Annotated in this window: 17 protein-coding genes; 4 read left to right on the forward strand and 13 right to left on the reverse strand. The window is 64.7% G+C overall.

Features of this window, described 5'->3' with window-relative positions; all coding sequences use genetic code 11:
• Positions 1-51: 51 nt before the first annotated feature.
• Positions 52-2,484: a leucine--tRNA ligase gene (gene leuS, locus RMP10_RS16560; RefSeq protein WP_310571285.1), complete on the forward strand. Its 2,433-nt coding sequence runs from the start codon at positions 52-54 to the stop codon at positions 2,482-2,484.
• Positions 2,485-2,491: 7 nt separating this feature from the next.
• Here leuS and RMP10_RS16565 read toward each other — a convergent pair whose 3' ends face one another.
• Complete coding sequence (locus RMP10_RS16565) at positions 2,492-2,935, reverse strand: GxxExxY protein (protein WP_310571286.1); 444 nt, start codon at positions 2,933-2,935, stop codon at positions 2,492-2,494.
• Positions 2,936-3,253: 318 nt separating this feature from the next.
• Here RMP10_RS16565 and RMP10_RS16570 point away from each other — a divergent pair, with 318 nt between their 5' ends.
• The 3 genes from RMP10_RS16570 (at position 3,254) to RMP10_RS16580 (ending at position 8,752) form a co-directional block, all read left to right on the forward strand.
• Positions 3,254-4,177, forward strand: coding sequence for a PDZ domain-containing protein (locus RMP10_RS16570; RefSeq protein ID WP_310571287.1), 924 nt, complete (start codon positions 3,254-3,256; stop codon positions 4,175-4,177).
• A gap of 196 nt (positions 4,178-4,373) precedes the next feature.
• Positions 4,374-5,636 carry an efflux RND transporter periplasmic adaptor subunit gene (locus tag RMP10_RS16575; protein ID WP_309671102.1) on the forward strand — a complete coding sequence of 421 codons (1,263 nt, stop codon included), beginning with the start codon at positions 4,374-4,376 and terminating at the stop codon, positions 5,634-5,636.
• Positions 5,633-8,752 (forward strand): efflux RND transporter permease subunit, encoded by a 3,120-nt coding sequence (locus RMP10_RS16580; RefSeq protein ID WP_309671101.1) that lies wholly within the window; start codon positions 5,633-5,635, stop codon positions 8,750-8,752. Before RMP10_RS16575 ends, RMP10_RS16580 begins: the two co-directional genes overlap by 4 nt.
• Before the next feature lie 48 nt (positions 8,753-8,800).
• Here the strand turns inward: RMP10_RS16580 and RMP10_RS16585 are convergent, their stop codons facing one another.
• The 12 genes from RMP10_RS16585 to RMP10_RS16640 all read right to left on the reverse strand — a co-directional run bounded on the left by RMP10_RS16585 (position 8,801) and on the right by RMP10_RS16640 (position 21,985).
• A complete protein-coding gene (locus tag RMP10_RS16585) occupies positions 8,801-11,146 on the reverse strand; it encodes a PAS domain-containing protein (RefSeq protein WP_310571288.1) in 2,346 nt (781 codons plus the stop codon).
• Positions 11,147-11,189: 43 nt separating this feature from the next.
• The gene (locus RMP10_RS16590) at positions 11,190-11,336 is read right to left on the reverse strand and encodes a hypothetical protein (protein ID WP_310571289.1); all 147 of its coding nucleotides are present in this window, start codon (positions 11,334-11,336) and stop codon (positions 11,190-11,192) included.
• 13 nt (positions 11,337-11,349) lie between these two features.
• On the reverse strand, positions 11,350-13,377 hold the full coding sequence (locus RMP10_RS16595) for a potassium transporter Kup (protein ID WP_310571290.1): 2,028 nt from the start codon (positions 13,375-13,377) through the stop codon (positions 11,350-11,352).
• Positions 13,378-13,656: 279 nt separating this feature from the next.
• Positions 13,657-15,015 carry a TolC family protein gene (locus tag RMP10_RS16600; RefSeq protein ID WP_310571291.1) on the reverse strand — a complete coding sequence of 453 codons (1,359 nt, stop codon included), beginning with the start codon at positions 15,013-15,015 and terminating at the stop codon, positions 13,657-13,659.
• Complete coding sequence (locus RMP10_RS16605) at positions 15,012-15,404, reverse strand: hypothetical protein (RefSeq protein WP_309671096.1); 393 nt, start codon at positions 15,402-15,404, stop codon at positions 15,012-15,014. The genes RMP10_RS16600 and RMP10_RS16605 overlap by 4 nt, the downstream gene beginning before the upstream one ends.
• A 13-nt stretch (positions 15,405-15,417) precedes the next feature.
• The gene (locus RMP10_RS16610; protein ID WP_309671095.1) at positions 15,418-15,855 is read right to left on the reverse strand and encodes a hypothetical protein; all 438 of its coding nucleotides are present in this window, start codon (positions 15,853-15,855) and stop codon (positions 15,418-15,420) included.
• Positions 15,852-16,415, reverse strand: a complete 564-nt coding sequence (locus RMP10_RS16615) for a sigma-70 family RNA polymerase sigma factor (protein WP_310571292.1) — start codon at positions 16,413-16,415, stop codon at positions 15,852-15,854. Before RMP10_RS16615 ends, RMP10_RS16610 begins: the two co-directional genes overlap by 4 nt.
• A gap of 65 nt (positions 16,416-16,480) precedes the next feature.
• A complete protein-coding gene (locus RMP10_RS16620; RefSeq protein ID WP_310571293.1) occupies positions 16,481-17,101 on the reverse strand; it encodes an HD domain-containing protein in 621 nt (206 codons plus the stop codon).
• Positions 17,102-17,327: 226 nt separating this feature from the next.
• Positions 17,328-18,935, reverse strand: coding sequence for a DHA2 family efflux MFS transporter permease subunit (locus tag RMP10_RS16625; protein ID WP_310571294.1), 1,608 nt, complete (start codon positions 18,933-18,935; stop codon positions 17,328-17,330).
• 13 nt (positions 18,936-18,948) lie between these two features.
• Complete coding sequence (locus RMP10_RS16630; RefSeq protein ID WP_310571295.1) at positions 18,949-19,983, reverse strand: HlyD family secretion protein; 1,035 nt, start codon at positions 19,981-19,983, stop codon at positions 18,949-18,951.
• Positions 19,984-20,030: 47 nt separating this feature from the next.
• On the reverse strand, positions 20,031-21,365 hold the full coding sequence (locus RMP10_RS16635; RefSeq protein WP_310571296.1) for a TolC family protein: 1,335 nt from the start codon (positions 21,363-21,365) through the stop codon (positions 20,031-20,033).
• Entirely contained in the window at positions 21,362-21,985 is a 624-nt protein-coding gene (locus tag RMP10_RS16640; RefSeq protein WP_310571297.1) for a TetR/AcrR family transcriptional regulator, read from the reverse strand. Before RMP10_RS16640 ends, RMP10_RS16635 begins: the two co-directional genes overlap by 4 nt.
• Positions 21,986-22,120: the final 135 nt, after the last annotated feature.

Raw genomic sequence — 22,120 nt, forward strand, 5'->3', positions numbered from 1 at the left:
CGGCCCTCCCCCCTGCTCCCTCGGGAGTTTGCAGTTGATTTACCTTGCGGTATGTCCGACATCACCCTCCCGACTCCCTACTCGCCCGCTACGGTCGAGCCCAAGTGGCGCGCCCGCTGGGCCGAGCGTGGCACGAACCACGCCGCCCTCGACAACGCTGAGCGCCCGTTCTACGCGCTCATGATGTTCCCGTATCCGTCGGCCGAAGGGCTGCACGTGGGAAATCTCTTTGCGTTCACCGGCAGCGATATCTCGGCCCGCTACCACCGCCTGCTGGGACACGATGTGTTCCAGCCCCTCGGCTACGATGCGTTCGGGATCCACTCGGAGAACTATGCGCTCAAGGTCGGCGCGCATCCGATGGAGCTCACGCCCAAGAACGTCGCGAATTTTCAGCGGCAGCTCGAGCGCGCCGGGTTGATGGTCGATTGGCGTCAGAAGGTCGACACCTCGCGCCCGGACTACTACAAGTGGACGCAGTGGGTCTTCCTGCAGCTCTACAAGCAGGGACTCGCATACAAGAAAGCGGCGGCCGTGAACTGGTGCCCCACCGACATGACGGTGCTCGCCAACGAGCAAGTCGAGAATGGCCTGTGTGAGCGGTGCGGCACGCCGGTGGAACAGCGATTCCTCGAACAGTGGTTCTTCCGCATTTCGGCGTACGCCGAGCGACTGCTGAACAACCTCGAGTGGCTGGATTGGTCGCCGATCACGAAGTCGGCGCAGAAGAACTGGATCGGCCGGTCCGAAGGTGCCGAGCTGTCGTTCCGCGTGGCGGGGCACGACGACACGGTGCAGGTGTTCACGACGCGTCCCGACACGATTTTCGGCGCCACGTATCTCGTGCTCGCGCCCGAGCATCCGCTCGTGGCCACGCTCACCACCGACGCGCAGCGCGAGGCGGTGCAGGGCTATCAGGACGCGACGAAAAAGCAGGATCTGATCGCGCGGAAGAGCAGCAAGGACAAGACGGGCGTGTTCACTGGTGCGTACGCCGTGAATCCGGCTACTGGCGCGAACATCCCGATCTGGATCGCCGACTACGTGCTCATGCAGTATGGCACCGGTGCCATCATGGCCGTGCCCGGACACGACGAGCGCGACTTCGAGTTCGCACAGCTGTTCAATCTGCCCATCGTGCGCGTGGTGGCCGGCCCCGACGATGCGGCCGACACGCCGCTCGGCGACGCGGCCTATACCGACGACGCGCAGGGCCGCTTGGTGAATTCAGGCGCCTTCGACGGACAGCTGGTGGCGGATGCGAAGCTCACTGTGACCGACTGGCTCGCCGCCGGTGGACACGGGGCGAAGGTGGTGAACTTCCGGTTGCACGATTGGTGCATTTCCCGTCAGCGCTATTGGGGGCCGCCGATCCCGATCATCTACTGCGACGCGTGCGGCACGGTCCCGGTGCCCGAATCGCAGCTGCCGGTGGAGTTGCCGTTCATTCCCGACTTCAAGCCCGACGACTCCGGCATCTCGCCACTGGCGCGCCACGAAGAGTGGTATCGCGTGCCGTGCCCCGCGTGCGGCGCAGCGGCCCGTCGTGAAACCGACGTCTCGGACACCTTCCTCGACAGCGCCTGGTACTTCCTCCGCTATCCGAGCGCGACGCGCAGCGATGTCGCCTTCGACGCCGATGTGACCAAGCGCTGGTTGCCGGTCGATTCGTACATCGGTGGCAACGAACACGCCGTGTTGCACCTGCTGTACTCGCGATTCGTGACCATGGTCATGAAGGACGCGGGTCACATCGATTTCGAAGAGCCGTTCACGCGCTTCCGCGCGCACGGCATGATCATCCGCGAAGGCGCGAAGATGTCGAAGTCGAAGGGCAACGTGATCAACCCCGATGTGTACATGGAAGAGTGGGGCGCTGACGCGTTTCGCATGTATCTCATGTTCCTCGGCCCGTACGAAGAAGGCGGCGATTTCCGCGATCAGGGCATCAGCGGTGTGCGACGCTTCCTCGACCGCTTGTGGGCGTCGGTGCGTGATGCGCGGACGGATGTCGCGACCGACGCGACGGTGATGCGCCAGATCCATCGCACGATCAAGAAGGTGGGCGAGGACACCGCAACGCTGAGCTACAACACGGCGATCGCGGCCATGATGGAGTGCCTCAATCACGTGCGTTCGGGCGACCGTGCGGTGCACCGCGAGGAGGTGTTGCCGTTGGTGCAGCTCGTGGCGGCCTATGCCCCGCACTTCGCCGAGGAGTGCTGGGAGTTGCTGGGACACGAGGGCAGCGTCTTCAACGCAGGCTGGCCCGCGTTCGACCCGGCGCTGCTGGTGGACAACGAGGTCGATCTCGTGGTGCAGGTGAACGGCAAGGTGCGCGGTAAGCTGCGCGTGGCGGTGGACATCACGCAGGATGCGGCGATGGCGGCAGCGATGGCCGATGCTGGCATCGCCAGATTCGTGGTTGGCGAGATCAAGAAGGTGATCTTCGTACCGAAACGCCTGCTCAACATCGTGGTGTGATCGATGATCACGCGTGAACCGGCGGAAGGGGCGGCTGGTTCACGCGGAGCTGCGGCGAGCATGCGGCTGGCAGGTCATTCACGACGCGCTTCACACCGTCCATCAATTTCGGCATGCCGAAATTGATAACGAGGCCGAGTGGGAGCTGAGCTAACCGCAGGTACGTGAGCAGCTGCGTGGTGTGGATCGTAGCGTTGGTTTCGCGCGCCTTCACCTCAATGATCAGTCGGCCATTCACGATCAAATCGGCTCGGAACGCGTTCTCATAGCGATCTCCCTCGAACTCGAAGGAGATCGCTTTTTGTCGCTCGACGGAGAATCCGTCGCGCGTGAGGGTCCGCTCCAGTACAGCTTCGTACAGGGTTTCGAGCATCCCCGATCGGAATTTCTTGTGAATTCGAAGTGCGGCGTTGATGCACGCGCCAGACAGATCGTCAGGGTGGATATGCATGGTCAGGGTGGCTTCGGGTGGCGTCGTGTGTGCGGGAAGGCTGCTGTTCTAACGCGAAGGACGCGAAGTCCGCGAAGGGCGCGAAGCACGGCAAACGGCAAAATGAAAAGCGGTTGTTCTTCTTCGCGTCCTTCGCGAACTTCGCGTCCTTCGCGTTGAGATTTTGAGCTCTCCGCCGCCACGAAGCTATCCGCCCGCACACCAACCACTGTCATCAAACAGCTGCCGGCGGTGGCACACGAACGCCCCGGTAAACCACGACCCCAGTCCGCGTGTCAAACAGTCATAGGCCATCACCTCAAGCCCGAGACTGCTTCCATGCGCACCTCCCTTCGCACGGCGACCCTTGTCGTCGTCCTCGCCGCCGCTCCGTCGTATTCCCAGCTTGCCGCGCAGCAGCGCCGGCAGGCCGACGACCCCATCATTCGGATCGAAGGACTGCGGCTGCCGTCCATGGTCTGGACGCGGGCCGCCGATCGTGCGGCGCTTGGCGTGACCCTGGGGGCGGCGTCGAGCGCCGACACGGCGGGGGTGAAGATCGACGCCGTTCGCGAGAACGGGCCGGCGGCGAAGGCCGGACTCAAGGCCGGTGACGTCATCACCGAGATCAACGGCGTGAGCCTAAACGTCAGTCGGGATGATGCCGAGGATCTGGCGTTGACCGGGATGGCGCAGCGTCGGCTGCAGCGCGTGCTGGCCAAAGCCAGGCCGGGGGACGACGTCGAGCTGCGTGTGCGGATCGGCGGGGCGGCCGCTCGGGTGATGAAGGTGAAGACCGTGTCGGCGGCCGAACTCGAGGACGGGCCCGTGCGGCGTGTCGTCGAGCGGGGCGGCGATGACGGGAACCGCGCGGCCGTCGGGGTGGCCGTGACCGGGGCCGGGAACGCGCGTGACACCCTCGGGCTCTTCGTGAGCAGCGTCGTGACCGCGGGACCAGCCGAACAGGCCGGAGTGGTCGAGGGCGAGCGGATCGCGGCCGTGAACGGCGTGGATCTGCGCGTGCCCAAGGAAGACCTCGACGATCCGCAGGCGCGGAGCGCGCGGGTAAGTCGATTCCAGCGGGAGGTGCAGAAGGTGGCTCCTGGCGGCACCGTGACCCTTCGCGTGGTGTCGGGGGGACGTACCCGGGACGTCTCAGTCCCGACGGTTCGGGCGTCGGACCTCCCGGAACGCGCGTGGTCGATGCCGGGAGGCGGACGGATCATCCTGAACGGACAGGTGCTCGACCTCGACCGCCGCTAAGTCCGATCAGCGGTAGGCGCGGACATTCCAGAATAGGGAAGTCGGGCTCGGCAAAGCGGCTGGGCCTGTACACCGCGACGCGGACGCAACGAATGGGCATTGGGTAGCGTTATCTTGGCGGATGGACCCCGTGACGTTTGCCGACTTTCGAGTCGTATGCTGAGCGTCTTACTCGACCCGCCGTTCGCCCCTGCGAATGCCAGACAATGTGATGCCGCCGCGCTCCGCGCGCCGGTTCGCCATAGATCCTTCGCGCCGACTGTTCGCTCTCTCGTCGGTCGCCCTGCTCGGACTCGCCGCCTGCAAAGAGCAGCAACGTCCCCCGCGTCCTGCGCCCGTCGTGTCCACGATGACGGTGAAGAAAGGACCGCTGCCGTTCATCGTGTCCGCGAATGGGCAGATCGAGCCCAACCGGACCGTTGCCGTTCAATCACTCGTGTCCGGAATGCTGACCCGGGTGGCCATCGCCGAGGGCGATGAAGTCAGACAGGGGCAGGTGCTCTTCCAGATCGATCCACGCCCGTTCCGCGCGGAACTCGATCGGTTGCAGAGCACACTGGCTCGCGATCAGGCCACACTGCTCCGTGCCCGTGGCGATTCAGTACGCTTCGCCGGGCTGGCCAAAGATGGCTACGTCACCCGCCAGCAGCTCGATCAGACCTTTGCCGAAGCGTCGGCCCTCGCGGCCACGGTGGCCGCCGGACAGGCGTCGCTGGAGCGCGCGCGCCTCGATCTGGAAAACACCACCATCAAAGCCCCGATCTCCGGCCGCACCGGACAGATCACGCTTCGCGTGGGCAGTCTTGTGCGGGCGCAGGCTGACCCGGGGCTGCTCATTATCAACGAGCTCCAGCCGGTGCTGGTGCGCTTCACGGTGCCGGAGCAGGCGTTCGAAGAGATGCGCCGCCGCTCGGGCCTCGATAAGGCGCTGACGGTGAACGTCGTCCCCAACGTGGGCGACAGCACGAAGAAGATCACCGGCACGCTGACCTTCATCGACAACGCGGTGGACCGGGCCACCGGGACCGTCCTGCTCAAGGCGCGGGTACCCAACGCCGATCGCTCGCTGTGGCCGGGACAGTTCGTGTCGGTGGGCCTCGAGCTCACGGTCGATCAGGATGCGATTACGGTACCGTCGGAAGCGGTCGTCGCGACCGGCAACGGTGCGTTCGTGTACCTCGTGGAGGACGGCAAGGCCAAGCGGGTGGCCGTGAAGGTCGGTCGCACGGCGGGAACGCTGGTGAAGCTCGACAGCGGCTTGGTTGGCGGCGAGCAGGTCATCATCGAAGGACAGAATCGCCTGCAGGACGGGGCCAAGGTCGAGCTGCGCGGTGCGCTCTCGAAGAGTGGTCCCGCCGGCACCGACCGCGGCGGTCGCGGTGGAGCCAGAGGCGGCGCCAAGGGCGAGAAGAAGAGCGGAGTAGACACCTCAGCGACGAAGCGAGGAGCAGCCCAGTGAATCTGAGCGCGATCTGGATCAAGCGGCCGGTGATGACCACGCTGGTCATGCTGGCCATTCTGACGTTCGGCATCGTGGCCTACCGGGCGTTGCCGGTGAGCGATTTGCCCACCATCGACTATCCCACGATCACCGTCTCCGCCGGTCTTCCCGGGGCGAGCCCGGAAGTGATGGCGACGTCGGTGGCGACCCCGCTCGAACAGGCGTTCTCCACCGTCTCGGGCATCGAAAGCATCACGTCGTCCAGTTCGCAGGGAAGCACGAACGTCACGCTGCTCTTCGCGCTCGATCGTGACATCGACAAGGCCGCCGCCGACGTGCAGTCGGCGATTTCGAAGACGCTGCGCCAGCTGCCGCAGGGCATCAATCCGCCGTCGTACAACAAAGCGAATGCGGCCGACGCGCCGATCATGATGTTCTCCGTCAACTCCGACGTGCTCAGTCGCCAGGAGTTGAGCGAATTCGCCGAAACGTTTCTTGCCCAACGCGTCTCCACCGTGACCGGCGTCGCGCAGGTGCAAGTGTACGGTTCGTCCAAGTACGCGGTGCGCGTACAGCTCGACCCGGGAGCCATGGCCGCCCGCGGCGTCGGCATCGACGAAGTACAGCAGGCCATCAACCAGGGAAATTCGAATTCCCCGGCCGGCGTGCTGATGGGCCCCAACAAGTCGTTCACGCTCCAAGCGTCCGGCCAGCTCAAGAACGCCTCCGAGTTCCGCAACCTCGTCGTTGCCATGCGCAACGACACGCCGATCCGTCTTGGCGAGCTGGGCTCGGTCATCGATGGCCTGCAGAACATGCGCGGCATGTCGGAGATCAACGGCCGCGCCAACACTGCGCTGGCGATCATCCGTCAGCCCGGCGTGAACACGGTTGAAGTGGCGAAGGGCGTCACGGCGGTGCTCGAGCAGCTCAAGCCGCAGCTGCCGCCGAGCGTCGAAATCGTGCCGATCTTCGACCGATCGATCGCCATCGAACACAGCGTGAACGATGTGAAGTTCACGCTCGTGCTCACGGTCGGCTTGGTCGTGATGGTGATCTTCCTGTTCCTGCGCAACCTGCGCGCAACGATCATCCCATCGCTGGCCCTGCCGTTTTCCCTGATCGGCACCTGCACGGTTATGTGGACGCTCGGCTACAGCCTCGACAATCTGTCGCTGATGGCGCTCACGCTCGCCGTCGGTTTCGTCGTCGACGACGCCATCGTGATGCTCGAGAACATCGTGCGACATCTCGAAATGGGCAAAAAGCCCATGCAGGCGGCGCTCGACGGCTCGAAGGAAATCAGCTTCACGATTCTCTCGATGACGCTGTCGCTGGTGGCGGTGTTCATCCCGCTGCTGTTCATGCCTGGTCTCGTGGGTCGCTTGTTCCGCGAGTTCGCGGTCACGATCGGTGTCGCGATTCTCGTGTCCGGCTTCGTATCGCTCACGCTGACGCCAATGCTCGCCGCGCGCTTCCTGCGCGAGGGCGAAGGACACGCGCCATCCGACGGCAAGTGGCGTTCGGTGGAGCGGATTTACCAAGCCACCGAAAACGCGTACGTGAATTCGCTGGCATGGGTGATGAACCGTCGTGGCCTCACGATGATCTTCAGCGTGTTCACGCTGGTCGCGACCGTTGGCTTGTTCATGTACATCCCGAAGGGCTTCCTGCCGTCGGAAGACACCGGGCGACTCTCGGGGTCAATCGAAGGGCCCGAAGGCATCGGCTTTGAAGCGCTGTCGGTGAAGATCCGCGAAGTCGCGGCGATCATTCAGAAGAGCGACAACGTGAAGTACACGCTGGCCTCCATCGGCGGTGGACCCGGCGGCGGCGGATCGAACAGCGGTCGCTTGCAGCTCACGCTGAGCGACGACCCGGATCGTCCGCACGTCGATCAGATCATGCGGGAATTGACGCGCGCCACGTCAGGAATTCCCGGCTTTCAGGTGTTCTTCCGCAATCCGCCACCCATCAACATCGGCGGCCGTCGCGGTAACAGCGCCTATCAGGTCTCGCTTCAAGGGCCGGACATCGCCGAGCTGTACACCGCCGCCCGCGCGCTCGAATCGCGCATGAAGGATCTGCCGGAACTCGAAAACATCTCGAGTGATCTGCAGGTCGGCAATCCGCAGGTCGGTATCCAGATCGACCGCGAACGGGCGTCGGCGCTCGGACTCACGGCCGCCCAGATCGAAAATGCACTCTATAGCGCGTATGGCTCGCGTCAGGTCTCCACGATCTACACGCAAACCAACCAGTACCAAGTCATTCTCGAACTCAAGGAAGCGTATCAGAAGGATCCCGCGTCTCTGAGCCAGCTCTACGTACGTTCCAACACCGGCAACCTCGTGCAACTGGGATCGGTCGCCACGTTCACGACCGGTGTCGGTCCACAGAGCATTCAGCACAACGGACAGCTGCCGGCCGTGTCGATCAGCTTCGGTACGCGCCCCGGTGTCGCCCTTGGTACGGCCGTCGATGCGGTTCAGCGCGAGGCGCGCGCCGTGCTGCCGCCCGACGTGACCTCAGTGCTGTCGGGCGACACGCAAGCGTTCGCGCAGGCCCAGAGCGGACTGCTGGCGCTGCTCTTCGTCGCGATCTTCGTGATTTACGTGGTGCTCGGCATTCTCTACGAGAGCTTCATTCACCCGCTCACGATTTTGTCCGGCCTGCCGTTCGCCGCCCTCGGCGCGCTGCTCACGCTCTGGATCTTCGGCAAGGACCTCGGCGTGTATTCGTACGTCGGCATCATCATGCTGATCGGTCTCGTGAAGAAGAACGCGATCATGATGATCGACTTCGCGATCGAGGCCGAGCGGGATCTCAAGATGTCGCCGCGCGATGCGATCGTGGAAGCGGCGCGCGTGCGCTTCCGTCCGATCACGATGACCACGCTCGCCGCGCTCATGGGCACGCTGCCCATTGCGATCGGCTTCGGCGCTGGTGCCGAGTCGCGTCAGCCGCTGGGTCTCGCGGTGGTGGGTGGCCTCGCGTTCTCGCAGTTGATCACGCTGTACGTCACGCCCGTCGTGTACACACTGCTCGATCAGTTCCAGTCGCGGCAGCGCACGGCGAAGTCGGTGCCGGTGCGCAGCAGCGGCATGGAGCCGGTGCCCGTCGCCGGCGACTGATTCCGTCGCCGGCATCGCATGAGATCACCCAACGGCCGCTGGCGCTCGCTAGCGGCCGTTCGTGCCAACGCCCAGGCTTCGCGCCACACTCGCGTACAGCTCTTCGGCGCGAAATGGCTTCTGCAAGAAGCCGGAGAGGCTGCGCCCCGCGAACATGCGCGTCACGTCCTGCTCGTTATAGCCGCTCATCAGCAACACGTTCACGCTCGGACGCACGTCGCGTAGCGCGCGCAGCGTTTCTTCGCCGTTCATGCTCGGCATCGTCAGGTCGAGCAGCACAAGGTCGAACGCATCCGGCTGCTGCTGGAAGAGTTCGAGCGCCTTCACGCCATCGGACGCTTCCTGCGTGCGGAATCCACGGCGTCGCAGCAACGCCGACGCCACCGCGCGCACGCTGTCTTCGTCGTCAACGACCAGAATCTGTCCGCCGCTGCGCCATTCCTCGGTACGCGCGCCGGAGGCCGTGCCCACTCCGCTGCTCTGCACGGAACTCGGAAACAGCAGCTTGACGGAGGTCCCGGATCCCACCTCGCTGTACACGCGGATCGCACCGTGATGGCTTCTCATGATGCCCATCGTCGCGGCCAGACCAAGTCCGCGTCCGGTGAACTTGGTCGAGAAGAACGGCTCGAAGATGCGCTGACGTGTGGCGTCGTCCATGCCCGTGCCGTTGTCGTGCACCTCGACATATGTGCACGAGCCGGGCTGCGCCCCGCTGCCGGGCGCACAGCCCGAGAGGTACTCGTGCGAGATCTCCTGCCGGCCCGTGCGTACACTGATGAGTCCCGGCTTCGAGCCAAGCGCATCCGATGCATTCGTGATGAGATTCATCACGACCTGGCGGAATTGATTGACGTCAACATCAATGCGAGGTAACGATGTGGCCAGGTCCAGCTGCAGCGAGGCGTTGCGCGAAATGGCCGTGCGCATGAGCGACGTCATCTCCGAAATCACCGTCGAGGCATCGGCCGATTCGACGACATAGCGGCCCTTGCCGGCATACGCCAGCAACTGGCGCGTCAGTTCCGCCGCGCGCTGCGCCGATTGCTCGATCTCCGCGATGCTCTGCCGCGCTTCGGCGCCAGGCTCGAGATCCAGGAGCGCGAGCGAGGCGTTGCCGAGAATACCGACGAGCAGGTTGTTGAAGTCGTGCGCGATGCCGCCAGCGAGCACGCCGAGCGACTCCAGCTTCTGTGCTTGTTGCAATTGCGACTCCGCGCGGGCCCGTTCTTCGTCGCTGCGCACCTGATCGGTGATGTCCACCTGTGTGCCGACGATCCGCGCCGGTTCGCCGTTCCCGTCGCGCACCAGCATCGCGCTCGAAATCATGTGCCGCTCGGCGCCGTCCGCGCGGAACACGCGTATGCGGATGACGTGCCGCTCGCCGGTGCTGAGCACCTTGGCCCAGGTCTCTTGAACCAGTGCCCGATCGTCGGGATGTACGAAATCGAACCGCGGCCGCGCGTCGATGTGCGCTCGCGCCTCTTCGGTGGGCTCAAAACCCAGCATGCGCAGCAGCTGGTCCGATCGGAACATGCTGTTCCGGCGCAGATCGAAGTCGAAACTCCCGATATTCGCGGCTTCCTGCGCCAGTCGCAGCGTCTCCTCGCTGCGACGCAGATTCTCCAGCGCGTGTCGCTGTTCGGTTACATCCTGCGCGGTGCCGAATAGCTTCACGTCCCCGCTGGCGCCCTTTATGATGCGGGCGAGCACGTGCAGAATGACCGTGCTGCCATCGCGGCGCGTGGCGGTGAAGTCCATCGAAATGTCGTCCCCGATGGGCGTGCGGGCCGACAGCGCGCCCCACCGTTCGGAGTCGGAGGGCGCCAGCATGGCGCGAATCGTCGGGATGTCGATCGTGTCGACGGTCGGGTCGAGCCCGAGCAGGCGATACGCCTGCGCGCTCAACTGGATATGCCCCGGTCGCTCGACGCTGAAACTGCCGATGCCCGCAACCTCCTGAGACCGCGCCAGCGCCGCCTCACTCGCCTGCAGCGAGCGCTCGGCGCGCCGACGCTCCGTGATATCCTCCAGCACGGCGATCACGCCATCGTCGGCGGGGAATGCATAGACCGACTGCCAGCGATCACGCTCGTCGTCGTACCGCTCGAAGCGCGCCGTGACGCCGGTCTTGAGTACGCTTTCGTACGCCTGATGAAAGATCGAGTCCTTGAGCGTGGGATAGCATTCCCACACATTGCGCCCGATCAGCGCGTCGCGCTCGACCTGCCCGTAGGCGACGGCGGCGTTATTGACGAAGCGAATGCGGAATTCTCGATCCAGGACGAGCTTCGGATTCGGACTCCATTCCAGTAAGGCCACCTGCCCCGGGGCAAGCGCGATGAACGGTCGCGTGGCGGGGGCGAGCGAAGATTCGTCAACCGGTTCGTGCATACGGTTCCGTGCAGTGTCCCACGCGAGGGGAAATGATGTCGCGTCAGACGATCATTGATGGCCCGCCGCCAACGTCGGCATGCTTGCTCATGTTTAACTGATAGCGGACAAGGCAAAGCTCCGATAGGCGTCGGCGGAAATGCAGCGAGGTGCAGCCATTGGGCTGCACCTCGACAAATTGCTCGTTCATGTCCGCACTGCGGTCAGAATTCGATCTGCGTACCCAACTCCACGACCCGGTTGGGCGGAATGCAGAAGAACTCCGTTGCCGAGCGCGCGTTTCTCGCCATGATGGCGAAGACGACCTTGCGCCAGCGGGACAGCGTGATGGTATCACCCGGTCTGCCCGGCACCGGGATGAGTCGCTCGCGACCGAGGAAATAGCTCGTCTCCATCGGCTTGCAGCGAATGCCCATCTGGTCAACGACCTCCAGCACGCTGGGCACATTCGGCGTCTGCATGAAGCCGTACGACGCGACCACGCGCCAGAAACCGTGGCCCAGTGGCATCACCCGCACGCGTTCGGCCGCACTCGTCTCTGGCACATCAGCTGTCTTCACCGAGACCAGCAACACGCGCTCGTGCAGCACCTTGTTGTGCTTCAAGTGGTGCAGAAGCACGGGCGGTACGCCGTCGTCGCTACCGGTCATGAACACCGCCGTTCCCGGCACGCGGTGCACGCTCGACTTCTCAACGCCATCGAGGAAGAGACCGATCGGTAGCGCTCCCTCGGCCAGGCGCGCGTTTAGCAGGGCCCGACCACGCTTCCACGTGAGCATAAGAAGGAACAGCACGAGTCCAAGCACGAGTGGAACCCAGCCGCCGTGCTTGACCTTTACCAGATTCGCGCTCAGGAAGGCCAGGTCCACGATAAGGAACGCTGTCGTGAGCGATGTCGCCTGCCAGGACTGCCATCGAAACCGAAGTCGTGCCACGACATCGAACAGAATCGTCGTGATGAACATCGTACCGGTCACGGCGATGCCGTATGCCGCACCGAGGTTCGAGGTGTTCTGGAACACGAGCACCACCAGCAGGCAGCCGACGGCGATGAAGTAATTGACTTCCGGAATGTAGATCTGGCCTTCTTCCGTCGTACTCGTATGGAGAATCTCGAGCCGCGGAATGAAACCCAGCTGGATACCCTGTCGCGTGATCGAGAACGCCCCGGAGATCAGCGCCTGCGAGGCGACAATCGCGGCGAGTGTCGAGATGATCAGCAGCGGAATGAGCAGCGCCTTCGGGGCGAGCAGGAAGAAGGGATTCTCTGCCGCGGCCGGATTGCGGAGCAGCAGCGCGCCCTGCCCGAAATAGTTGAGCAACAGTGAGGGGAACACGAGCCAGAGCCACGCCGCCTGAATCGGCTTGCGACCGAAATGCCCCATGTCGGCGTACAGCGCTTCGCCGCCGGTCACGACCAGCACTACGGAGCCGAGCACCAGAAATCCGAGGGTGCCGTGCTCCTGCATGAAACGCACGGCGTGAATCGGGTTCACCGCCCACAGGATGCTTGGATCCTTCGCCACTTCGAAAATGCCAAGCAGCGAGATCGTGGCGAACCACAGCAGCATGACTGGACCGAAGGCCTTTCCGACACGGTCCGTTCCAAACCGCTGCACCGCAAAGAGCGCGGCGAGGATCACCACCGAGATCGGCACGATGTACGACTCCATCGACGGTATCGCGATCTCCAGGCCTTCCATGGCACCGAGCACGCTCATGGCCGGGGTGATGATGCCGTCGCCGTAGAGGAGGGCCGTGCCGAACAAGGCCAGCGCCACGATCCACCGTCCGCGCGCGTCTGGTGTGTCTGGCGAGCGTCGTGGAAAGATCAGCGCCAGCAACGCGAACGTGCCCCCTTCGCCGCGATTGTCCGCGCGGAGAATGAAGTTCACGTACTTCACCGTAACGACGAGCGTCAGCGCCCACACGATCAGCGACAGAATACCGAACACGTTCTCTCGGGTCGCCTGGATGCCGTGCGTCGGACTGAAGCATTCTTTGAGCGCATACAGCGGGCTCGTCCCGATGTCGCCATACACCACGCCAAGCGCGGTGAGGGTCAGGATCGCGAGTCGCTTGCCTTTTGGATTCTCATGATGCCCTTCCTTTCGCAACGGCGACTGGACGGGAAACATGCCGGTGTTCGAGCGAATCTCGGCGCCAAACGGTGCATCGACGGCGTTTGTCGCCGCCGATGGGGTAACGGACGAGCCCGTCGGATGCCGCATGGCGTCAGACGAGGGAGGCTGGCCGTGCCCGCTGGCCGCGCTACTATCGGAATTGGCCCCGGCATTGTTCGCCGAGGCCTGAGGAGTCTGGTCGTTTGGCATAGTTCGGAGCGAATCCCAAATGTACCACGGTACCGGGCAGAAATAGACAACGGGAGGCAAGTGTGCCTCCCGTCGTGGGGTGCGTCAGGTACTACGGACCTGCTTCCACCGGCATGCGCGTGATCCGTCCCGAGGCCTTCGATCTCACTTCGATGACGTTCATCAGCTCCGCACGCATCAGAGTTCACGCCCCACGAGTGATGCCAGTTGCGCACGGGCGATGCGACCATCCAAGCGGGCCTGGATCAACGCCTGGCGCGCCTGATTGAGCTGCGTCTGCGACGTGAGCAGGTCGAGCAAGGTGGACGCGCCGAGCGCATAGCGCTGCTGCTGCACGCGCAGATCTTCTTCTGAGGCCGCGATCGCTGCCAGTTGCACCTGCACGCGCGCCTGCGCATTCTGCAGCGAGCGTACGAACGACGTCAGATTCTGGCGGGCCGCCAGCTGCACGTCGCGCAGCTGCGCTTCGGCATTCATGAGCGTAACATCGGCCTGCACCGTCTGCGACTCGCGCGAGAAGCCGTTGAAGAGCTGATAGGCGATGTTGAAGTTCATCGTCTGACGGCTGGCGTTGTTACCGCCGACCAGCAACAGGTTCCGGCCCGCGAAGCCGCCGGCATTCTGACTGAAGGCGTAGTTGTACGACATCGTGAGCGTGGGCAGATACGTCGACTTCTGCGACCGCTTGGCGGCGCGGGCGACGGCCACGTTGGAGATGGCCAGACGCACGGCGGGACCGTCATTGGCCAGCATCGCCAGCTCTTCGTCGGTGGGCAGCGCAATCGGCGTATCGAGCGTGTCATCGGGCGACGCCGTGATCGGCGTGGTGGACCCGGCCACCCGCGTGAGCGAGGCGGTGGCGACGCGCAGATCGTTCTCGGCCGTCAGCACGGCAAGCCGCGCATTGCCTACCAGAATCGCCGAGCGAAGCGAATCCGACTTCGTTGCAACACCGGCGGCGAGTCGCGCCGTGGATGCCTTGAGCTGTTGTTCGGCCTGCTCCAGCTGGGCCTTCGCGGCGGCGGCGGATTCGCGGGCGGCGAGCGCGGCATAGAACTGCTGCTTCACTTGCAGCGATGCGTCGAATCGCGCTGACACCGCCGACACGTCGGCCACGTCGGCCGTCGCGCGGATGCGCTTGATCTCCGACCACCGGCGTCCGCCATCGAATACCTCGACGTTGAGGGCGAGGCCGTTGTTGTAGCTCCACGGATTGCCCGACAACGACGTGAGCTGACCGTTGAAGTTGTTGATCGTCGTGCCCTGCGTGCGCCCCGTGCCCGCGGTGAGATTCACGTTCGGTACATACGAGCCGATCGCCTGACGTCGCGCCGCCGCCGCATTGCGGTCGAGACCACGCGCCGACACTGCCGCCGGCGAGTTCTTCGCCGCGAGCTCGACTGCTTCATGCAAGGTGACCGGACGCGCGCCATCGTCGCCCGACAACCCCTGAGCGCCAAGCGGGGCGGCCATCATGACCGCCCCGAGGAGCACTGCACCGGCGACGGTCTGTCCAACACGACTCCTGCGATTCACTTGGTCTCCCCTCGCGCGCGGGCCGCACTGTCGGCCGTTCGCTGGTTACGCTCGAGCAGTGCGCGGAAGGCCGTCTTCTGCGTGTCGTCGAGGGTGTTCATCATCAGCACGCGCGCGCTGTCGCGTACGGCATCGAGCGTAGGCCGGACGGTCTTCATGATTTCACGCGACTGCTTGCGACGCCAATCCCACACGGAGTCGATAACCACACGCTGCGCCGGCGAGAGCTTGAGCTCACGGGCGAGTTCATCGACCATGGCGGACTCGTTGAAGACGTCCGGGCGCGGCGGCGACACCACGCGATCGGCGGCAAAGCCGACCGCCCCCCCGATGAGAAACGCACCGAGGATGAACAGCATGGCGAGCGATTTGGGGCGGGAGGTAGACACAGATCGCTCGAGACTAGTAGTCGAGAGGATGCAGGTACCGCTCCGGCGCATCCTCCGGAAGCCGCACGCGCACGCGCGACGTCAGCGTGGCATCGTCGAGCGGCAGCGGCAGCGCCGATTCCACCGCGGCCCGCTGCGCCATCGCGCGCGCGTTGGCATCGAGCTCCGCTTCGCGCACGAACGTGGCACCGGCCACGAGCAGCGCAATGGTGGCCGCGATCAAGCCCACGTTGCGAACGTCGGCTGTCCGGAACTCCCCGAACCCGCTCCACCACGCCGGACGCAAGTCGTTGATCCGCACGATACCGCGCGTGACACCGAGCATCACCCGCTCCTCCAATCCGTTCCAGTACGTCTCGTCCTGCGGCGCGGCATAGTGGCTGCGTAGCAGGTCGGTCACTCGAGGGTCCGCGTCCGGGCCGTGCCCGTTGTCGTTCCGCGTGACGTTCATTTCTCACTCCGAAGATTGCTCAGCTGTCGCCGCAGGTGCGCCCGAGCATGGTGCAAGTCCGATCGCGCCGTTCCCTCGGGAATTCCGAGGATGGAGCCGATCTCCGCGTGCTTATATCCCTCGACGTCGTGCAACACGATCACTGCGCGCTGCCGTTCGCCGAGCGTAGCCAGTGCGCGCGCCAGGCGCGCACGTAACTCATCTGATTCTGCTGGATCCCGATGTGGAGACGACAACGTCTCCGGCAACTCGTCCGCGTCGCGTACTTTGCGCCGACGGGCGATGTCCAACGCCGCATTGGCCACGATGCGATGCAGCCACGCGCCGAAAGCCTGCTCCGGGCGAAACCGTTCGAGGGCGCGAAACGCATGCAGAAAGCCTTCCTGCACCGCATCCTCAGCATCGTCGTGCGACAACACGATGGCACGGGCAACAGCATACGCACGGCGCTGGTGACGATGCACCAGACCGGCGAATGCCGTGTGATCCCCTGCCTGCGCCGAGAGCACCAACTCCCGCTCCGCGAGCGCCTCGGCCGACACCGGTCGGTCAGTCCCCATGACAGGGGAGGCAGCTGGAAAGGAGAGGGCGACGGAGGTCATCGGCAAGGGTGAGGTCATCCGACTTACGCATCGCCAGCGGGGGGCGTTGAGGGCGGGGGCGCCAATCCCGCAAGCCCCAGTGGCAACGCGTCGGCCTGCATGGCCTGCAGCACGATACCGATATGCTCGTCGAGGGGGACATCGAGGGCGGCGGCCCCCTGAATGATGTCGTCCCGGTTCACGCCCCGGGCAAAAGCCTTGTCCTTCATCTTCTTGCGCACCCCGGCCACGTCCACGTCTGCCACGGCTCGGGAGGGCTTCACCAGCGCGCTCGCGGTAATCAGCCCCGTGAGCTCGTCCACGGCGAACAAGGCCTTGGCCAGCACCGAGACCCGGGGAACCCCGGTGTACTCCGCATGCCCCAACACCGCCTCGCACAGCTCCTCCGGCCAGCCCGCCGCCCGAAGCACCCGCACGCCCTCTGCCGGATGTTCGACATCGGCCGCGAGCGACGCGTTGGGATATCGCTCGTAATCGAAGTCGTGAACCAGCCCGGTGATCCCCCACAGTTCGACGTCTTCCCCCAGCCGGGTGGCATAGGCTCGCATCGCGCACTCCACCGACAGCATGTGCTTGCGGAGAGATTCGGAAGCGGTCCATTCATGGACCAGCGCCAGCGCGGCAGAGCGGGAGGGAAGGAGCATCAGTCCAAGTGTAACGGGATGGGTGGGCTGGTGGGGGGCTTTGGGCTGTGGGGCTTTGGGTTTTGGGCTGTGGGCTGTGAGCTGTGGGGCTCTGGGCTCTGGGCCCTGGGCCCTGGGCTCTGGGCTGTGGGCTATGGGCAAAAGAGGCTCTGGGCTGGCAGCCCACGGCCCATGGCCCAAAGCCCAGAGCCCAGAGCCCATAGCGCATAGCCCTATCCGCGCAAATTCAGTGCAGATCGACCTTAATCGCGGCCGCCTTTCCCGTCTTCCAGATCAGTAGCAGCGGCAATGCCGCCACCAGCAGTATCCCTGAAATCAGATAAATCCGCGAGAACGCGATCACGCTCGCCTGCGTCGCGATCTGGCGGTCCATGATCATCAAGGCCTGCTGTTTCGCGATCGACACATCGATCCCGCGGGCCACGAGACTGCGGGTCAACCCACCCAATCGCGCCATCGTGGTCGGGTCGTACGCACCCACGTGTTCGGTGAGCAGCTGCTTCTGCACCACGGTCTGCCGTGCCAGCATGGTGGCCATAATCGCAATTCCGAGCGAGCCGCCCAGCTGACGCATGAGGTTGAACAGACCGGTGCCCTGCCCGATCAGACGCATCGGCAGCCCGGACACCGTGGCGCTGGTGAGCGGCACGAACAGGAAGCCCAATCCTACGCCGCGAAAAATCAGCGGCCAGAACAGATCATCCTGCCCGGAGTCGAGCGTAAGCCGCGACATCTGTACCATCGACGCGAGAAACATGAACGCACCAAACACGATCAACGGTCGGGCATCGACCCTGTTCGTGATGCGCCCCACGAAGGCCATCGTGAACGCCGACGCCAGCGCACCTGGCAAGATCACCATGCCCGTTTGCTGCGCCGTGTAACCGTGCAGCTGCTGCAGGAACACCGGCAACACGAACACCGATCCGTAGAGCGCCAGCCCCAGGAACGTGGCGAACATCACGCCCGGTGCCACTTGTCGCGACTTCAGGATGCGGAAATCGATGATCGGTTCGTCGATCGTGAGCTCGCGCCAGACCAACAGGACGGCCGACAGGACGCTCGTGATCGCCAGTCCCGTCACGAAGCGCGACTCGAACCAATCGAACCGTTCGCCGCGCTCGAGCATCCACTGCAGTGAACCGACGGCCATCGTGAGCAGCACGATGCCGATCACGTCGACGGACGTCGCCTTCACCTGGTGCACGGCATCGCGCACGTACGTCCACACGAGATAGCCGGCGAAAATGCCGAGCGGCACGTTGATGTAGAAGATCCACGGCCACGCGTATGCATCGACGATGTAGCCGCCGAGCGTCGGGCCGAGTGTGGGGCCGACCATCACACCCACGCCGAAAATCGACTGACCAATCCCGCGCTCGTGCGGCGGAAATGCTTCGTACAGAGTGGTCTGCGCCGTCGACAGGAGCGCGCCACCACCGAGTCCCTGAATTACGCGCCAGAACACCAATCCCCAGAGGGAGGTCGCGGCGCCGCAGAAGAACGACGCGACCACGAAGATCGTGATCGAGCCGGTGAGATAGTTGCGCCGGCCGAAGTATGCCGACAGCCAGTTCGACATCGGAATCACGATCACGTTGGCGATGATGTACGACGTCGACACCCAGGCGATTTCATCGAGGGTGGCGCCGAAGGTGCCCATCATGTGCGGGATCGCCACGTTCACGATCGACGTATCGACGAGTTCGAGCACCGCGGCCAGCGTCACCGCGATCGCGATCAGGTACTTGTTCTTGTACGGATCGTCGGCGACCGCCGCTTGGGAGGCGGTGGGGGTGCCAACGAAACCAGTAGGGAGGACAGTGGTCGCCATTTCGCGCGTCGTGCTACTTCACGACGACGTTCGCGAGCACCGACATGCCCGGCCGCAGCGGGCGATCGGCGCCCAGAGACTTCGTAATGCGGATGCGCACCGGCACACGCTGCACCACCTTCGTGAAGTTGCCCGTTGCATTGTCGGGCGGGAGCAGCGCGAACTTGGCGCCCGTGGCCGAGGCGATGCTCTCCACTTCACCCTCCGCCTTTTCGGCGTAGGCATCGATCTCGAGCTCGACTTTCTGCCCGACACGCACGCGGTTGAGCTGCGTCTCCTTGAAGTTCGCCGTCACGAACACACCGGTATCCGACACGATCGACAGCAGTGTTTGACCGCCCTGCACGAGCTGGCCGACTTCCACCTGCTTGCGCGACACAATACCCGACAGGGGCGCCGTGATCTTCGCGTACGACAGCTGCAACGCGGCATTGTCGCGCGCGGCCTGTGCCGCACCGAGACGCGCTCGGGCCAGACGCACACCCGCTTCGGCGTTCGAGACGCCCGACGTGGCGGCGCTCACTTGACGCTGCGTCGCGGTAAGCTGAGCCGCCGCCGCATCGAAGGCGGCCTGCGCGGCATCGAGCTGCGCCATGCTGATGATCTGCTTCGCCGACAACTCCTTCGCGCGCGCCAGATCACTCTGCGCCTTCACGACCTGCGCACGGGCGGCCAGTACCTGCGCATCGCCGACGTCGCGTTGACTCGACGCCGTGCGCACCATGGCCGCCGCCTGACCCTCGAGCCCCCCGCTCCCCGCCGACGCCACTGCCGCCGCGTAGTCGGCCTCGGCTTGCGCCAGCTTCACGGCGTACTCTCGCTCATCGATCGACACCAGCACACCCTTGTCGTCGACATGCGCATTCTCACCGATGTTGACGGTGGTGACGTAGCCGCCGACCTTGGCGACCACCGGCACAATGTGTCCGTCAACCTGCGCATTGTCGGTCGATTCGTACGTTTGCGAAAACGACCAGCGATTGAAACCCGACACGCCACCGGCAACTACTAGTACGATGGGAATGAGCAGACGGAGGTTCTTCTTCATAACAGCGAAGTATGGAGTAGGGAGTACGGAGTACGGAGTACGGCGGCTTACGGGAGCTTCTGCACTTCGCCCATCGCCTTCGCCAGCGCGACACGGGAGCCTTGGTAGCTGGCCAGTGCATCGTTGCGCAGCGTGCGGGCCTGATTCAGCGACAGCAGCGCGGTGATCACGTCGCCGTTGCCGGCAACGCCGGCGCGAAAACGCTCCTGTGCTTGGGCGACTTCCTGTTCGGCGAGCCGCAGGCGCTCGCGCACGGCGTCCACCTGCTCCAACGCGGCGCTCAGATCGAGCAGCGCGGCCCGCACGTCCAGCGCGCTCTGCGCGCGTAGGTCACGCAGCTTGGCACCGGTTTCACGGGTGGCCGCGATCTGTTCCTGCACACGGCCGTCACGACGGAAGCCGTCGAACAAGCCAACCGACAGCTGCACACCCCACGTGTACGTGGGCAGCAAGCGGTTCCAGTTCTTGCCGATCACACCCTGATCGACCATGAGGCCCAGTTGCGGTGTGCGCTCCCACTTGATGGCCTGCGACGCCGCGCGCTGCGCCGTTTCCTGCGCCAGCAATGCCTTCACATCAGCGCGCGATTCGGTGGCGCGGGCCAGTGCGATTACGGCGTCGGGTGCCACATCACCAACCGGCATGCCGGCCAGGGAATCCGTGAGCGTGAGCGGCGCGTCGAGGGGCAGGCCCACCGCGCGCTTGAGTTCCAGGAGTCCGCGATCCCGCTCGTTGCGCGCGCCGATGATCTGCGCGCGCACATTCGCCAACTGCGACTCGGCCCGCGTGACGTCGAGCGCGATCCCGGTGCCGGCTTGCAGCTGATCGCGCGCGATCCGCAACAGATCCGCCGCCAACGCCGAGTCGGCGCGGCGTGCGGACAGCTGCGCCTCGGCACGCACGGCGCGCACATACACGACCGCGGCGCTGGCCGCGGCCATGTCGGCCTGCGCCTGCACATCCGCGCTGGCGGCGAGCACCGACGACTGCGCGGCACGCCACTTCGCGACGTTGCCGAGATCGAGCAGCGGCTGCTGCAAACGATAGCGGACATCGACCGTGGGCACCGGTCCGATGAGCTCACCATCGGGGCGCAGTAACGGCTGGCCCGTAACCGGGTTGCTGAACGAGAAACCGAACGTGGCCGAGTTCAGCGTGCGCTCGGCCTGCTGAATGCCGGCCGCGAGATCGGGGAAGAGCGCGCCGCGTCGCTGCGTGACGCGGGCTTCCGCCTGCGCCACGCGCTGACGGGCCACGTCGACGCCGCCGCTCTGTTTCGCGGCCAGGCGGGCCGCGTCGCCGAGGGAGAGTGCGTTCTGCGCCGGCAGGGCGGTGCCGGCGATCGAACCAACGGCGACGAGCAGGAAGAAGTGTTGCTTCATGGACGCAGGGCGTAGAGATAAAAGTCGAGCATTTCGTCGAGCACTTGCTCGTCGCTGCCAAGTGTCTTGTGGAACTCACGACGCGCACACCACGTGCTGTGCGACATCCAGATGGACGAGAACATGCGGGCCGCCAACTGCGGGTCGACCACGCGGAATTCACCGCGCTCGACGCCGCGGGCAATGATGCTGGACACCAGACGACGTCCACGGGCGATCACTTCGTCGGCGTAGAACTGCATGAGGTCGGGGAACTGCCCGAGCTCGAGCGACACGAGGCGCTGGAGGACCTGCACGCGTTCGGTGCGGAGGAACCTCCACCAGCCCTCGCCAAGTCGTTGCAATTGGAGCACGGCGGGCCCCGTGAGCAGCTCCGCCTGCGAGGCTTCGGCTTCAGCCAGCGCGGCCACGATCGTGGTGTGCACCATCTCCCGGAAGAGCGCTTCCTTGTTGGGGAAGTAGAGGTAGATGGTGCCCTTGGCCACCTGCGCCCGCTTGGCGATGTCGTCCAGACGCGCGCCGGCCAGCCCACGCTCGCCGAATTCATGGAACGCGGCGTCGAGGATCTGGGTGGGGCGTTCTTCCGGCGCCCGCCGGCGGGGCGGCTCGATACTGGTCACCCCGAATACTTACTGACTGACTAGTCAGTAAGTAAGGGGGCGGTAGAGCGCTCCGTTCAAGGGTCCGCGTTCAAGGGCGTTCAAGGGCGTTCAAGGGCGTTCAAGGGGTCAGAGTCGTTGAACGCGAGCGTTCAA

This window comes from Gemmatimonas sp., assembly GCF_031426495.1.
GTDB lineage: Bacteria > Gemmatimonadota > Gemmatimonadetes > Gemmatimonadales > Gemmatimonadaceae > Gemmatimonas.